The organism is Burkholderia sp. SJZ089, assembly GCF_007828315.1.
GTDB classification, from domain to species: Bacteria; Pseudomonadota; Gammaproteobacteria; order Burkholderiales; family Burkholderiaceae; genus Burkholderia; species Burkholderia gladioli.
This window is the reverse complement of sequence record NZ_VIUM01000004.1, coordinates 120,782-136,359: the sequence shown is the minus strand read 5'-3', so window position 1 is coordinate 136,359 and position 15,578 is coordinate 120,782. Positions and strand designations below refer to the sequence as shown.

Annotated in this window: 7 protein-coding genes; 1 reads left to right on the top strand and 6 read right to left on the bottom strand. The window is 62.5% G+C overall.

Annotated elements, in window-relative coordinates:
- Positions 1-7 precede the first annotated feature (7 nt).
- The 5 genes from FB600_RS08880 to FB600_RS08860 all read right to left on the bottom strand — a co-directional run bounded on the left by FB600_RS08880 (position 8) and on the right by FB600_RS08860 (position 13,238).
- Positions 8-349: a small multidrug resistance protein gene (locus FB600_RS08880; protein ID WP_145756563.1), complete on the bottom strand. Its 342-nt coding sequence runs from the start codon at positions 347-349 to the stop codon at positions 8-10.
- Positions 346-1,536, bottom strand: a complete 1,191-nt coding sequence (locus tag FB600_RS08875; RefSeq protein ID WP_145756562.1) for a hypothetical protein — start codon at positions 1,534-1,536, stop codon at positions 346-348. Before FB600_RS08875 ends, FB600_RS08880 begins: the two co-directional genes overlap by 4 nt.
- 13 nt (positions 1,537-1,549) lie before the next feature.
- Positions 1,550-3,019 (bottom strand): UbiA family prenyltransferase, encoded by a 1,470-nt coding sequence (locus FB600_RS08870; protein ID WP_409995216.1) that lies wholly within the window; start codon positions 3,017-3,019, stop codon positions 1,550-1,552.
- 612 nt (positions 3,020-3,631) lie between these two features.
- Positions 3,632-4,114, bottom strand: coding sequence for an immunity 42 family protein (locus tag FB600_RS08865; RefSeq protein ID WP_096750806.1), 483 nt, complete (start codon positions 4,112-4,114; stop codon positions 3,632-3,634).
- A gap of 1 nt (position 4,115) precedes the next feature.
- Entirely contained in the window at positions 4,116-13,238 is a 9,123-nt protein-coding gene (locus FB600_RS08860; RefSeq protein WP_145756561.1) for a hemagglutinin repeat-containing protein, read from the bottom strand.
- Between the two features lie 357 nt (positions 13,239-13,595).
- Here FB600_RS08860 and FB600_RS08855 point away from each other — a divergent pair, with 357 nt between their 5' ends.
- Positions 13,596-14,030 carry a universal stress protein gene (locus FB600_RS08855; protein ID WP_025097976.1) on the top strand — a complete coding sequence of 145 codons (435 nt, stop codon included), beginning with the start codon at positions 13,596-13,598 and terminating at the stop codon, positions 14,028-14,030.
- 102 nt (positions 14,031-14,132) lie between these two features.
- On the opposite strand, the gene FB600_RS08850 is transcribed toward FB600_RS08855, so the two are convergent.
- Positions 14,133-15,536: an MFS transporter gene (locus FB600_RS08850; protein ID WP_145756560.1), complete on the bottom strand. Its 1,404-nt coding sequence runs from the start codon at positions 15,534-15,536 to the stop codon at positions 14,133-14,135.
- Between the last annotated feature and the right edge of the window lie 42 nt (positions 15,537-15,578).

The following is a 15,578-nucleotide window of genomic DNA, read 5'->3' as shown; positions in this document are numbered from 1 at the left end:
CATCTCATCATGATGCGTAACGCGTGAGCATCCAGACCCCGATCAGGATGACGAAGGCGCCGGCCGCCTGCATTGGCCGCAGAAGGTTTTCATGGAGTGCGGTGAACGACAGGACCACGATCATGGAGACCGCCACCATGGTGGGATAGGCAATGCCGAGCGTGATCCTGCGTAATGCGAGCGCGTAGAGGATGAAGCCGGCGCCATAGGCCGCAACCGCGGCGCCACGCATGAGCCATGGCAACACACTCGACTCGCCGAGCGCGATTCCCTTGAGCGCCGCGATCCTGAGCAGGACGCTGGCGAGGCCGCCGAAGATCCCGCTGGCGATGACGATCAGCCAGTTCATCGAGCCGCTGCCCTCGACGTCGCTGCATTCGAACGACAGGCCGCCGTGATCCGAGCGTCATCCGATGCATCCTGGATCGCGCCGAAAATCATGTTGAAGCGGCTCGCGCCGTGCAACGCGATCAACACGATGGCCGGAAATACGACCGAGAAATTGCGTGCCTCGTCCCGATAACCGAAGAAGAGGAACAACATCAGTATCGGCAGGAATGCCGCGAGAAAGTAGCGCCGGTAGCGAGTTGGCGTCGCACGCCAGGCCGCGCGGAAGAACACCGCGAGCGGCACCAGCATCAACGGATTTTCCAGGCTCGGCGTGAAGATGCCCTTGCCGATCAGGTTGTAGAACGACAGGTAGGATTTAGGATGCAGCCAGAACTTCAGGTTGTCCCAGACATGGAATTCAACGAAGCCACCTGCGTTCGCGCCGTATCCGCTCATGATGACCTGCCGGGTCGCGATACAGATTGCAAACTGCAACACGAGCCACGCGATTCGCTTGCGCATCGACACATCAGGCTCGTGCAACACGAACAAGGCGAGCGGAACGAGAAAGAAGGTTTCCTTGTTCAGCGAGAAGACGGCAATCATCAGCGTGCAGGCCGCCATGCGCTTCTTCAGCAGGAAATAGCATGCGCCCAGCACGCCGAGCAACTCGAAGAAATCGTAGTAGTAGCCGCCCTGCTGAAACGTCAGTGGATAGATGAAACTGAAGGCCGCCAGAAAACCGACGGAATGTCCGAAGCTCAGCCCATGCAGCCTGGCCAGCCTGTAGATCAGCAGCAGCGCGAACAAGGTCGCCAGGACGATCGCGATGTAGGTCAGGTGATAAACGAGCGCCGTGACGGGCGTCCAGTATTCGTCCGGCACGTTCGCGAAATAGGCCTCGCGCAGCGAATCATGTCGCTTAATCGAGTTGAACAACTTGTCCTGGGTGGCCTGGCCGAGTTGCCCGGCGATCCATTTCCCCGCGCGAGGGAACGCCGAACGGTAGACATAGGGTTTCGGCGCATCGCCGTTCATCATCCCGACAAGGCTGTAGCTCGTCGCGAAGCTGCCCTTCTGGTCGTCGCGAAAACCCCATTTCAGCAGCATGCTGTTGGTGATGTTGCCCGCGCATACGAACAGCATCACGTAGACGATGGCGAAGCGGCAGAAAGCACGCAACCGGTTCTGGTTGATTACCGTCATGGTATTTCGCCGCTCACGGCGCCGGCAGGAAATGAGCAGCCAGCACCATCGCCACCATGGCGCAAAGCGTGCCGAAACTACCGCGGTTTTCGAGGATATGGACGATCGGATCGTCGTGCATCGCGCCGCGCACCGTCGTGATCCAGAGCCGCCCGAACAGGTAGATCAGACCGATCTGCACGAACCAGAGCAAGTGCGGGACCGCGTAGCGCGCCGCGGTCTCGGGTGCGTTGATGAAAAGTCCGAACACGACCACCGCGGCCAGCGAGGCACCGATACCGAATGGCCACAGCACTTCCAGGTCGCTCACGCGGTAGTCACGGCCTGCCGATGCGCGCCTGTCGCTCTGGCGAAGGAGGACCAGTTCGGAGCAGCGTTTCACCAGCGCGAGACTCAGGAACGCGAACACTGAGAATGCGAGAAGCCAGCGACTGACCGTGATCTGCGCCGCGACGGCACCCGCCACGATCCGGTAGGTGTACAGCAGCGACAGCACGAGCACGTCGAGCAAGACGACCGATTTGAAGCGCCAGCTGTATGCCGTCGTGATCAGCAGGTAGAGCACGAACATGCCCGCGAATGCACGCGATACCGCGAATGCAAGTGCAAACGCCAGCACCAGCAGCAGCGCCGCGCAGCCGAGACCTTCGGCAATCGACAAGGCACCGCTGGCGAAAGGCCGGTTGCGCTTGCGGGGATGCCGGCGATCGCTGTCGAGATCCCAGAGATCGTTGCCGATGTAGGTGGCGGATGCGCCGAGCGACATGGATAGAAAGGCGAGCGCGACGGTTGCAATCCTGTCGGTGTCGAAAAAGGCGAATGCGGTCAGCAAGGGCACGAAAAGCAACAGGTTCTTCAGCCACTGGTGGACGCGCAGCGCCTTGCACCACGTCGAGATGTCCGCGCCGGCATTTCGAAATTCCTGCTCTACAGGAATGCGGCCCCGGACGTTCGCGGCCACGCCAGGTGTTACGCCGGCAAGAATGGCGCCATGCGCGCCTGCCCATACCGGCAGGTCGGCCTTGCTGTCGCCTGCGTAGATAAAATCGCTGCCCACCTGTTCACGGATGCCGGCCAGCTTGGTTTCGCCCTTGAGGTTCGTTTCGCCGCAGGTCGAGATAACGAGATCGAACAAGCCGAGATGGCGACTCACACGCTCGGCGATCGAGCGATGCGCCGCGGTGGCGAGCACGATCTTCCGGCCGCTTTCGCGCTCGTGTGCGAGATAGGCGATGAGCGATTCGCGGTATGGGAGCGCGTCTGCTTGAAAATCGGCGTGTTCCGCGACCTTGGCCTTGAATGACGCGCGGCCGCCAGCAAGCCAGAGAGGCATGCGTAGAAGAGTCCCCGGTTTGCGTTGGATTGCGCGGATGACGGATTCCATCAAGGTGTCCGTTGTCGTCAGCGTGCCGTCGAGGTCGACGACAAGCGGCAGCTTTCGGATAATTGACATCTCCGTCAAGGATTTATTCGATGTTGGCATTGGAATTTTTATCTTCATTTATGACAGATTGCTTGGCCAGTGAGTTGATATATTGAATTTTAAAAACCAACTCACTTCACACCCCCAAATCCATTCACACCAAAATTAATCTCGAAAAATTCAACTATCGCCCTGATAATAGCCCACCAAGATCCCTGGTTCTATAGGAAAAATCAGAAATCAACCGTCGAACAAGCCCCCACAAGCTCACGCTCATTTAAGCACATCACACTACAACCATGAGATCATCAACAATCTATTTAAAAGATAAATTATTTTAAAAATATTTTTCGCCTCAATCATGATCATCCATGACCATGCTTGCAGCAGACTCACCCCGCAACCTCGGCACCCTTTTTATCTTTCGTCACCAAACCAATCCATAACAACGACAACTCAGCCGAACACCATCACTTCCGAGAACAAATTCGTCACACAAATACGAGAACCTCTGACCAAGATGACTTACATATAAATTCCCTCAAAAAAAACAATCTACAATAGAAAATTTCATGAAAATTTATTAACAAATTCATCAAAATTGACACACGCCCAGATACACCACCTTCACCAACCCTCACAATCAAACCATCAACCACATTGAACTCAACACTACCGCGCCAGAAAACCAAATCTTGAAATTACATCTCGCACCACCTCCTGAAACTCTCCTCGCTTTAAAATTAACTCACGAACAGCATCACCCTCCCCCCTCCTTCCCCATACCAATTTTGCCTGATCCTCAAATTCGATAATAAAAACTTGAAATCCAGCATCCAGCAAACTGCCAACGGAGACCAAATTTCTGTAATCATTCATTTCCACATTCGAGTCCATTTTCGGAAACGCCTTTTCAACGAGACGTTCGTAGGAAACAGATGCGGGCAAATTAAATAGCTCCGCATCTTCCACATCGCTCTCAAGACAACTCAGTGACGACAGCAAATTTACGTCAACATCGATAGTTGCATCCAACGACCAAATTAGATCCCCTCCGATGAAATAGGAAAAGCAGCCGTTTTTAAAATTATCAGTTGACCACGAATCAACCGAATCATACCAAACCGCAAACCCATCTGGATTTCCGATTAACATATCACCTCCCTTTAAACCCCAAAGCACGCTTAATTTTAATAGGAATAGTCGACACATCTATAGGAGATCTACCATCCCCCGTAGAACCAGTCCAATGAAACACCCCATTCCCGTCCGAATAAAACCTATTGATATTACCACTCGAATCCATCGCATATCTTGCACTTCCGCCATCCGAGATAGAGGAATTGAACAAATCAAGCGAATCCTTAGGCTCAGTACCAGCATTTGCGCGACTCCCTCGCATGCCTGGCGTATGCTTCGGATTTGACTCGACTTGCAACCCGTTGTCTGCAGTCGTTTTTTCCGGAATTGGAAGCCGGCTATCCCTATCGCCGCTCGCAAGTGAGGCGTCGTCAGGAACATATCCCGGATTACTCGGTTTGATGAATTGGCCACTTCCTGCGGCATCCACCAGCACCACCCCCGGGCTCGCCGCAGGCGGCTTACCGCCACCCATGCCGACAATCGCGTTCAGCCCATTGGCGATACCCTGCAATATCAGACCAAGCGCTGTCGTTTTCTTCCGGAACGTGCCTTGTCCGCTAGCCTCTTCCAGCGTGTCGGTATCCGTGTGATTCCACTGGTTATACAGGTTCGCATTCGAAGCCGTGGCCGAGCCGCCAGTTCCACCGACCAACCAACCCAGCGCGCCGACAAGCAAGTTGCCCGACATCTTTCCTGCGAGTGTCGAATCCGTCGCCTCGGCCACCTCTCCAGCAGCCTGTGCCGTCTGGGCGGACAGCAAGGCCGCCAATCCCGCTCCTGCCGCTCCCTGTGCCGCGCTCCCGATCCCGCCGCCGCCCAGGCCGCCAATGAGTGCGCCGCCGGCTATGTGCAGGTAAAGCCGGTTGCTACCACCTTCATCCCACGAATCGGCTTCGGCTTGATAGGCCGCTTGCGCCGCGGTATCACCGGCAAGCTTGGCGGCATCGGCCGCCTGCTGTGCGTCTTTCTGCTTCGTATCTGCGTAAGCGCCGATACCTTGCGCAACGACCTGACCAGCCGCCTGCGCCGCATTCATCGTGTCCGCCTGCTGATTCAGCAGATTCTGAGCATCCGGTGTCTTTGACACCGTTCCGTTCAAGCTCGACGTATCACGATTCAGGTTTGCTACCTCCTGCGCCTGCTCCGCTTGATTCGTGATATTGATCGTGCCCGCGCTCACGCCGCTGCGCGTAACGGCGTGTTCGCTGCCGCTATCCGATTGCGAAATCATCGGCGTGAAGCCGCCCGCCCCGCTGACCGAGCCCGGCCCCGTGGCCTTTCCGGTTATCCCCAAGCCGGCGCCCGCGCTGAATCCACTGCTGTCCGCGTTATAGCTTGAATGGTTCTCGAGGTCGCGATAAGTCAGCGTCCCCGTCGTCAAGATATTCCTCGACGGATCGGCCGTGCTGGCGATCGCGGCCCCCGTCAGGTCGGTATTGCCCTTGACGGTCACATTGAAGCCACCATCGCCCGCCTGGATCCCGGCCTGTTCGTTCACGCCCGCGTAATTGCCGTCCGCTTTCCCGTGCTGGGCACTGACGCTGACATTCCCGCCCCCAGCCGTGCTGATCCCGAACCCGCCGCCCGCGCTGCTCTGATTCGCCTTGCTGATCGTCGTATCCTGCACGCTGCGCAGGTTCAGATTGCCGCCCACATCGGCCGCAACGGTACGCCCCGAAACCGTCGCGCCAATCACGTTCGTATCGCCGCCGCTGACCAGCGTCACGCTATTCGCGCCGCTGACATGCGAGTTGTTCTGCATCGCGGCATCGCTGTTGCCGTCGCCATGCGCACGCGACATCGACGCCGAAACGCCGATCCCGTTCGTGCCGATCGATACGCCGACGCTGCCGCCCGACGACGAATTCGAACTGCGCGTCGAATCGGTGTTCGTCGTGTTCCGCAGGTCAATCTGATTCTTCGCGGCCAGCAACACATCGTTGCCGGACACGTTCGAGCCGGCAACGGTGATATTGCCGCTGCCCGCGGTGCCGTTGCCGGTCGCGATCAGCGAGGTCGCGCCGCCCGACGTGAGGCTCGAACCGCGCTGCGTCGTCTGGTTTTCCGAGCTGTCGAGCTGGCTATGACTCGATCCGACACTGACCTGGATACCGATGCTGGGCGCGCCCTTGCCGGCCAGCGAGCCGCCGGTGACACTCGCCACGCCGATCGCGGCATCACCTGCCGCTGCAATCGCATGCAGGGCAGTCGCGCGGCGGTCGCCGCTGCCGCTTCTTGCCGCCTGCGCCTGTTGATAGGCCCCGTTGAGCGCGTCGCCGATGCTGCCCGACAAGCCGAGCGTGATGCCGCTGCTGCTGGTCGTCTCGCCATGCGTCGTGTTGCTGGTATCCGTGGCGGAGTCGATCACGACGTTTGTGGCCGTGCCGGTCAGGTTCTTCCCGGCGATCAGCTCGCTGCCCGTTGCATGCAGGGTATCGCCGGCCTTGATATTCAGGTTGCCGCCGATCGACCCCACCGTGCTCGCGTTGTTGGTGACGGACGAGGCGTGATCCGTGTCCTTCCTCGACTGCGTACCGATGCTGATGCTCAGGCCGCTGGTTCCCAGGCCCGAATGTGTTTCGTGGTAATAGCTGTCCTGCGTGACCGTGTCCCGCGACGTCGTGATATTGACGTCGTTCACCGCGCCAAGATTCACATCGTTCGTACCAACCACCGTGCTGCCTTGAACGTTCAGGTCGCGGCCGGATTGAATGTTGACCGTGTTGCCCGACACCGTGCTGCCGATGCCGACGTTCGCATGCGTACCCTGCATCGAATCGGTCCTGGTGCTGCTGACGAAGCTGCCGCGATTCACCTGCACCGACTGATACTTGTCGTGTTCCTCGCGTGCCTCGTCGATCGTGACATTGCCCGTCGCCGCGACGCTGGTGGCACCGCCGCCGTTGTCGACGCCATTCGTCGTGCCGGATATGACGGACGACCCCGTGAGGCGCACATTACCCTTCGACGTATCGCTGCTCGCCGCGGCGAGTGTGGCATTGCCGCCCGCCGTGAATTGCGTGCCGACCGCATGCTCGTCGTAATCGTGATCGACTTCCTTGCGCGCCTTGCTGTCGGCCGCGACGTTGTCCAGCTTCGCGGTATCCGTGACCGCCGTCGCCGTGAGATTTCCGCCCGCCAGCACCGACAGATCCTTGCCGGCCGAAACCGTCGCGCCCTCGAACGTCGTATCGTTGCCGCTTTGCATCCCCAAACTGCCGCCGGCGCTGATGCCGCTCGTGACGTGCGTGGTATTCGATTCCTCCCAATGATGCTGATCGTTGAGGTACATCGATTGGTTCGTGGTGGACTGAACCGTATCCACGCTGATGTCCCGGCCGGCCGTGACCAGCGCATCGCCGCCGGCCGACAGATTCGCGCCATGCAGCGCCAGGTCCCGACCGGCCTCGACCGACAGATCACCAGTTGCAGCGATCGAAGCTTGCCGGCCGATCAAGCTCGTACTGACCTTGCTCGCGCCCGACGCTCCCGTCGCGCCCACCGCGTCGACCAGCGTCGTGTTGACGATATCCCGCCCCGCCGACACGGCCACGCGGTTACCGGTGATCATCCCGGACGCATTCACCACGTCATGGCTCGCCGATAGGACGGTCGTGCCGTTGGTGCCGTTGCTCGATACCGTTCCGCCACGATTCAGGATATCGGCCGCGGCAAGCACGGTCTTCGTGCCGCCCTTGATGACACCCGAGTTCGTCGTGCTGCCGAGCGCATGGATTTCGACGTCGTCGGCGGCAATCAACCCGCCGGTCGGCTGCAGGTCGTTCGCGTGCGTCTGCGCCATGTAGACGACCGGCGCCAGCACATGCGTGGTGCTGCCGTCGGCCAGGGTCACCGTCTGGTCGACGAGCCACACGATATCGCTCGTCAGCGCATCCATCTGGGCGGCCGTGAGCGCCATGCCGGGCACCAGGCCGAACGACTTCGCGTAGTTCGCGCCGTTCGTCATCAGCGCCCGATATTCGTCTTCGGCGCTGGCATAGCCGGGCAGGAACGTGCGACCCGTCAACTGCGTGACCTGGTTGCGCACCATCTGCTGCTCGTACATCCCGTCGCCCAGGCGTTTCTCGATGCTCGCCGGGTTCAGGTTCAACTGGCCGAGCATGTAGTCGCTGGAGATGAAATTCGTATAGCTCGTCAGGCGCGGATCGGTGACGACCAGATAGGGCTGGCCCGGTGCGGGCTGGACCGAATACATGCCGTTCGCCGGCAAGCTGATCGACAAGGCGCCGGTTGCGCTGGCAACCGATTGCAGCGCCGGGACGGTCGTCGTGCCGCTGGCCGCGCCGACCTTGGCCTGGCCTCCCCCCGACACGCCTCGATTGGCCGCGTTGTTGCCCAGCGTGCCGGCCGTCGCGCCGGTCGCGGAATTCTGCGCGGCGACGTTCTGGTTATTGACGTCCTGCGCGTCGATCGACACCGACTGATTCGCGATGATCGTGCCACCGGTCCCGCCGATCGCGATCGGTGCATGCACAACCGGCGGCTCGACGATCGTGCCGCGATCCTGCGTCGTATTCTCGTTCCACGCATACGTCGAGACGATATTGTCGGTCTGGTATTGATACAGCGTCTGGCCGACATTGTTCACGACCGTGCCGCCGTAACTGCCGCTGCCCACCGCGCCGTTCTGCTGCGAACCGCCGATCTGGATCGACTTGCCGGCCGTGATCACGCTGTAGTCGTTGTCGATCGTGCCGACATTCGCCATCGTGATGCTGCCGCCCGCCACGAGTTGCGCCTGCGGCGCCTGGCTGCTTATCTTGTCCTGCTGAATCGTGGAGGTGGTGTCGCGCCAGATCTCGACGCGTTGGTAACCGTTATGGCCGTCGCTGCGCGTCGCGTATTCGGTATCGGGCGCGTAATTGACGTGCGGATCGTAACCCGCCCAATAGACCGCCGTGACGCTGCCGTCGCCGTTGACGGTCAGGGTGTTGTAGTACAGCGTCTGCTGCTGTCCGTTGACGTCGACCACCAGCACGCGATCGACAGGATTGGCCCCGTTCGATTGCGATACCACCTGGCTCGCCGAATAGGTCGCGGTCTGCGGCGTCTTGTAGGGCCCCGACCAGCTTGCATACGAACACACGCCGTGATTCGGCGCGGCGTTGCCGGTCGGGCAGCCGATGAACTGCTGCCGCTTGGTCTGGTGCGTGGTGGTCGTATCGGTGGTTTCGGTCTCGATCGTCGGCGCGGGGCGGCTGTTGGTGAAGGTGCCGGCGGCGATTTCGATATTGCCTTGGGCTTCGATCGTCGACTGGTCGTTCAGCACGTTCCGCGTGCGGTTGGCCAGCAGGCCGCTCGCGTCGCGCTGCCCGTTCGCCGCGATATGGATATCGCCGATGCTGAACAGGTTCGCGCCGCCGGTGTTCGACAATCGGTTCGTCGCGTACAGGTTCAATTGCCTCGCGGCGGCGAAAACGGCGGCAGCACCGGCATTCGTGATGGTGCTCGCGTTCGCCGTCACATCGGCACCGATCACGGTGCCCGTGTTGTTCAGGGTAGCGCTGTTGATCGTGACCGAATCGCCTTCGATGCGGCCGGCGTTATCGATCGTGCCGCCGTTCGCGTTGATCGTCGTCGCCGCGGAATTCAGATCCGCGCCGCCCTGGTTGTCGAGGTTCGACACATTCACCGTCAGCGCGCCGTTCGCATCCAGCACGCCCTGGTTCGTCAGCTTGCCGGAGCTGGTGAAATCCAGCTTGCCGTTCGCATGAAGCTTGTTGGCCGCCGTTTGCGTGTAGTCGCTCGCGAGCGTGATCGACGCATCGCGGCCCGCAACGATGGAGCCGTCGCCGGACAAGCTGCCGGTACCCAGCGTCAGGTCCTGGTCGCTACCGATCGCGCCGCCCTGATTCAGCAGCGTACCGGTCTGGATCGACACGCTACCGCCGCTGCCGGCGTCGTTGCCGATCCTGCCGGACCTGTTGTCGATCGATGCGGCCGTCAGCGACAACGCACCGTTTGCTCGCACGGACCCGCTACCGTTGTCCAGCGCGGCGTTCTTTCCGTCGAATGTCAGCTTGTTGGCTGCCGACAGCACGCCACCGGCATTGCTCGCATGGCTGCCGATAGTCAGGCTCAGGTCGCGGCCGGCGAGTGCCTGGCCGCCTTGGGCGTTGGTGAGTGTCCGTGCCGTCAGGCTCACGTCGCCGTTGCCGCCGATCGTGCCCGCCCCGGCCTTGCCGGATGCGGCGGTGTTCGTGATCGATGCGCCGCCGTCGATCGTCGTCTCACCGGTGCCGATATTCGCGATGCGACCGTCGCTGTTGTCGATGCTGGCGCCGGACAGCTCGAACGTGGCGGCCGCGCCATTGGCCTCGATCTGGCCGCCTTGGTTGAGGATGGCACCTCGTGCGCCGGCCGACAGCTTGCCGTTGCTGGCCTGGATCAGGCCAGCCGCGTTGCTCAATTGACCATTCGATTGCACGGACAGGGATTGCGTCGCCAGCAGCGAGCCGTTCGAATTGTCGGCGCTGCCCGCCTGGATCGACACGTCGCCGTTGCCGCCGATGACGCCGCCCGCCGTGTTGCTCAAGGCATTCGCCGTGGTGACGGATAGCGCCTCCGTGCCGAGCGCCTTAACGACGCCACCGTCGTTCGCCAGGCTGTCGGCCGTCATCGTCAAGGCGTGATTCGACTCGATCGTGCCGGCCTTGTTATCGATCGCTTCCTGCGACCTGATCGTCACGCTGTCGGCGCCGATATAAGCGGCCGCGCTGTTATCGAGCGACTGGACGCCGAGCGTGGCCTGTCGTTGCGCCGACAAGGTGCCGGCCCGATTCGACAAGGCCGCGGCGGTCAGCGCCAGCGCGCCGTTGGTCGCAATCGAACCGCCCTGGTTCGACAGGGCGCCGGTGGCGATGGTCAGCGTTCCGCTGCCGGCGTGCGCAAGCCGGCCGTGGTCATTGATCAGCGTCGCCGGGCTCAGGCTCAGATCGGCGCTGTTCGCCTGCAGCGTGCCCGAGCTATTGTCGAGCGTGCCGGAAACGGCGATCGTGGTCGGATTCATGCCGGTCTGGACGATCGAGCCCGCCCGGTTTTCAAGGTCGGTCGCCGTCAGCGACAGCTGGCTTGCCTGTATCGAGCCCGCGCTGTTGTCCAGATTGCCGGCGCGAACCGCCGCCAGCGCACCGGCGGCGATGCTGCCGGCGGCGTTGTTCAGGTGCGAGCAGGCGTCGATCGAGCTGTCTTTGCCGGCCGTCATCGATCCGCCGCCGTTGTCGATCGATTGCGCGTTGGCCCACAGGTCGGTGGCGGCACGGATCGATCCATGGTTCGCGATACCGCCGGCCTGCAGCTCGACGCTGCCGTCGCCGCCAATTACGCCGCCTTGCGCGCCGTTCGCGACAGTGCCCGCCACGTTCGTGAGCTGGCCGCTCGTCGTGATCGACAGTTCATCCCGGCCCAGGGACGTCACGCGCCCGGCGGTGTTCTGCAGGGAAGCGCCGGCCACCGTCATCCGGCCCGTGCTCTGGATGATGCCCTGTTGATTGTCGATCGCGCCGCCTTCGAGGTCCGCGGTGTTCCGCGACACCAGCGTGCCGGCCTGATTCGACAGCGCCCCCGTCGTGCGCACCATGAGCGCGCCTTGCGACGACACCGTGCCGCCCTGGTTCGACAGGCTGCCAGCCGTCAGCGTGATGCCTTGCTGGCTGGAAAGACTGCCATGATCGTTGACCAGCGTGCCCGCGGCGGTCGCGCTCAAGCTGCCCTGCGCACTCGCCGTCACATTCGACAGATCGACGTCGCCCGCCGTCGCACTCACCCCCAACGAACCGTTCGCCGCCGTCTTGCTGCCGGCCAGACTGACGCCATCGCCGCTCAGCATCGCGCTACCGCCCGCGATGTTCTGGCCGGTCGCGGTCAGTTGGCCCGTGGTCGTCACCCGCAGATCACCGGCTTGCGTGACCGTGCCATTGCCGTCCACGCCCGCGCCCATGCCGCCGGTGGAAGTCAGCGAGCCGGCATCGACGCCGACATCGTGTTGCGCGGCGAGCATGCCGCTATTCGTCATGTCCGCGCCGGTATTCATCGACACGGATTGCTGGCTGTAGGTCGTGCCACTGTTGTCGATGCCGCCGGCAGCGGTAACCGCGACGTTGCCGAGCGAACTGATCTTCCCCGCCTGGATCAATCGCCCGTCCGTGGTGAGCGTCAGGCCGGCCGCATCCGCGGCGATGCTGCCGGCATTGCGCACGCCGACGCTATTGCCCGAACTGACGAGAAAGATGCGGTTGCTGTACATGCCGCCGAGCTGGCCCACGTCGATGGCAACCGCGGGCGCCGCGCCGTCGCCCTGGATCGGCGTCGCCGCGAGGGTACCGTGACTGACCTGGTTCGCGCCCGCGATCACGTTCAGGTTCCGGGCGTAAATTGCCGCGTTGGCCTGGACCGCGCGCGAGATGATGTCGACCTGGTCGATATCGGCGGCATTCAGGCCCGATCCGGAAACGGTGACGAGGCCGCGACTCACGTTGAATCCGGCGACGGAACCGTCCGCGCCGTAATACGGGACGCCCGTCGTCAAAACGGCGCGGGATGTATTGATGAAGCCGCCGCCGTCGATCTGCAGGCCGGCCGGATTCGAGATGATGAGTTCGGCCTTCCGCCCGGCGATCTCGACGAAACCGCGAATGGCGGACGGGTTGTTGCTGTTGACCTGGTTGACGATGATCCGCGCGGCATCGTTGGGCCCGAAATTCGGGTTGCCATTGATCATGCCCGCTTGCTGCGTATTGACGATCACGGGCGAATTATTGAGTATCGCCCCAGGCTTTTGCACGTCGAATTGGCGATAGGTATTCAGCGAAACGCCGGCATTGCCGGGTTTGTTGATATTGACCTGGGGTAGCCCGTTTTGCGTCTGGATAACCGACGGGGCATGCGCGCTGCCGCCGACGATCTGCGCATTGACCCAACTCGGCACAGCTCCCGCCATGACCAGCGCGGCGAACGCCGCATGGCGCAAGGCGAACCGCGCGAAGCCCGGCTGCACCTGCGCGGCTGCCGCCACCTCCCCGCGGCCGGCATTGCCTGACGCATTGGCTGTTTCTTCGACAGCAATCAGCATCCCTCGAATACGACTGAATACCAGTCGGTAATTATTCTTGTTCATGGTTCTGGTCTACTCGCGAATCGCGCTACTGAGCACTACGGATCAACGGACCGGCGCATTGTCTCGCAGAAGATGCCCCGTTTTGTCTCAAAACGGGTTAAGGAATGTCAAATGCATGAGCAACCAGGGATTAATCAAAGAGGCCTGTTAACTTTGACAGGACGGATTATTCAATCTTCAAAAACATCTCGAAAATCCGGACGCCTTTTCAAGTCTGATAATTCGGCGCATCGAATCGGCGACCCGGCCAGTGCCGATCTTGACGAGATTTTTATACCCCAGCGCCCACTCTTTACGAGATCGACACCACCGGTTGTTTACGCTGCGGGCATCGCATCCGAACTGCTTGCCGCCCACATGCTCAAACTGCTCGTCCCCGTCGGCCACTCCCCGCGCGCGCTGCAGGCCGTGCGCCATGCCGCCTTCCTCTACCGCGAGCGCTGCGCCTCCGAGGTGGTGCTCGTCAACGTGCAACCGCCGCTGGGCGGCTCGCGCGCCGACGCCTTCCATACCCATCGCGAGCTCGACGAGATCGGCCGCGCCGCGGCCGAGCACGACCTGGCCGCGGCCATCACGATCCTGCGCGACGCCGGCGTGCATTACTCGCTGACCATGAAGTTCGGCGCCACGGCCGACGCGATCGCGCGCTGCGCGCTGGAGCATCGCTGCGACGAGATCGTGCTGACCGCGCCGCGCCGCAATCCGCTGCACTGGCTCGCGCGCGTGTTCGGCCTGGGCCTGCACGATCGTCTGCTGCGGCTCACCAAGCTACCCGTCACGGCGGTGCACTGAGCACGCGGCGCCGAAGCCGCGTCCAGGGCACCTGCGTAACGCACCAAAACAAAACGGCCGGCATGACAATGCCGGCCGTTTCGCATCCCGCGTTCGAAGTGCTCAGGCCTCCAGCCGCTCCAGCACCTGCCCCTTGGTCTCGATGCCGATGAAATGCACCGTCAGCGCCGCGATCAGCGGCACCGCGCCGAGCAGGTAGAAGGCCGGCGTCAGATTGCCGCCGAGGATCGCGTGCGGCACCACCATCGGCGCCACGAACGAGGCGATCTTCAGCCAGGCGCTGCCGAGCCCGCAGCCCGAGGCGCGGATGCTGGTGGGGTACTGCTCGGGCGTGTAGACGTAGGCGGTGATGAAGCCCGAGGCCATCAGCCCCAGCGCCAGCGAGCAGCAGATCGCCACCACGTAGACCGAGGCACCGTGCCAGTAGCCCGCCGCCGCCAGCGACAGCGCGCAGAGCAGGAACGACACGCTGATCACGGGCTTGCGGCCCACCACGTCCACCAGCAGCGCCGACACCAGCGAACCGAGCACGCCCAGCACCGAGCCGATCACGGCCAGGTTCAGCGCGAGCTGCAAGGGCGCGTGGTAGAAGTCGCGATAAATGGTCGGCAGCCAGGTGGAGAGCCCGTACTGGATGAAGCCGCAGGTGGCCCACAGCGTCGCCACCGCGATGGTGCGCCGGCGATAGGCGGGGCTCAACAAGTCGAGCGCACGGCGGCGCGGATGGCGCGCCAGCACCTGGTCGAACTCCTCGCTGCCGGCCGGCGGCGGCAGCGTCCCGCGCACCGAGGCCTCGAAGCGCGAGAGCGCCTCGCCGGCCTCGGCCAGCCGCCCGCGCGAGGCCAGCCAGCGCGGCGACTCGGGCACCAGGCGCGTGAGCACCAGGCCCAGCAGCAGCGGCAGCCCGCCGATGAAGTACATGATCTCCCAGCCGTAGCGCGGCACCAGGTAGGCACCCAGCGCCATCGAGGCCAGCAGGCCGATCGGGAACACGATCTCGTACAGCAGCACGAAACGCCCGCGTCCGTGGGCGCGCGTGATCTCGTTGATATAGGTGGCCGCCACCGGCAGCTCGCCGCCCAGGCCGATGCCCTGCAGCACGCGCAGCGCCACGAAGGCAGCGAAGCTCGGCGCGAAGCCGCAGGCCAGGCTGGTCACGCCGATCACGGTCGAGCTCCAGGCGATCGCGCGCACGCGGCCGTGCCGCTCGGCCAGCATCGGGAACAGGATCGCGCCGATCAACTGCCCGATCGCGCCCGAGGCGATCAGCCAGCCGATCTGCGCCGGCCCGAGCCCCCACTTGTGGATCAGCAACGGCAAGGTGGCCGCGATGGTGATCACGTCGAAGCCGTCGAAGAAGGTGGCGGTGCCGATCAGCACCCGCGCGCGGATCTGCAGCGCATTGGTCGGCAGGCGTTCGAGGCGCGCGACGACCGCGCCGGGCGTGGCCGGCGCCGCGGCGGCCGACACGGCCGGGCTGGCGACGACGCTGGGATAGGTGCTCATGCGGGGATTCTCCTTGGGGCCTGCGATAGCGGGTGGCGTGGG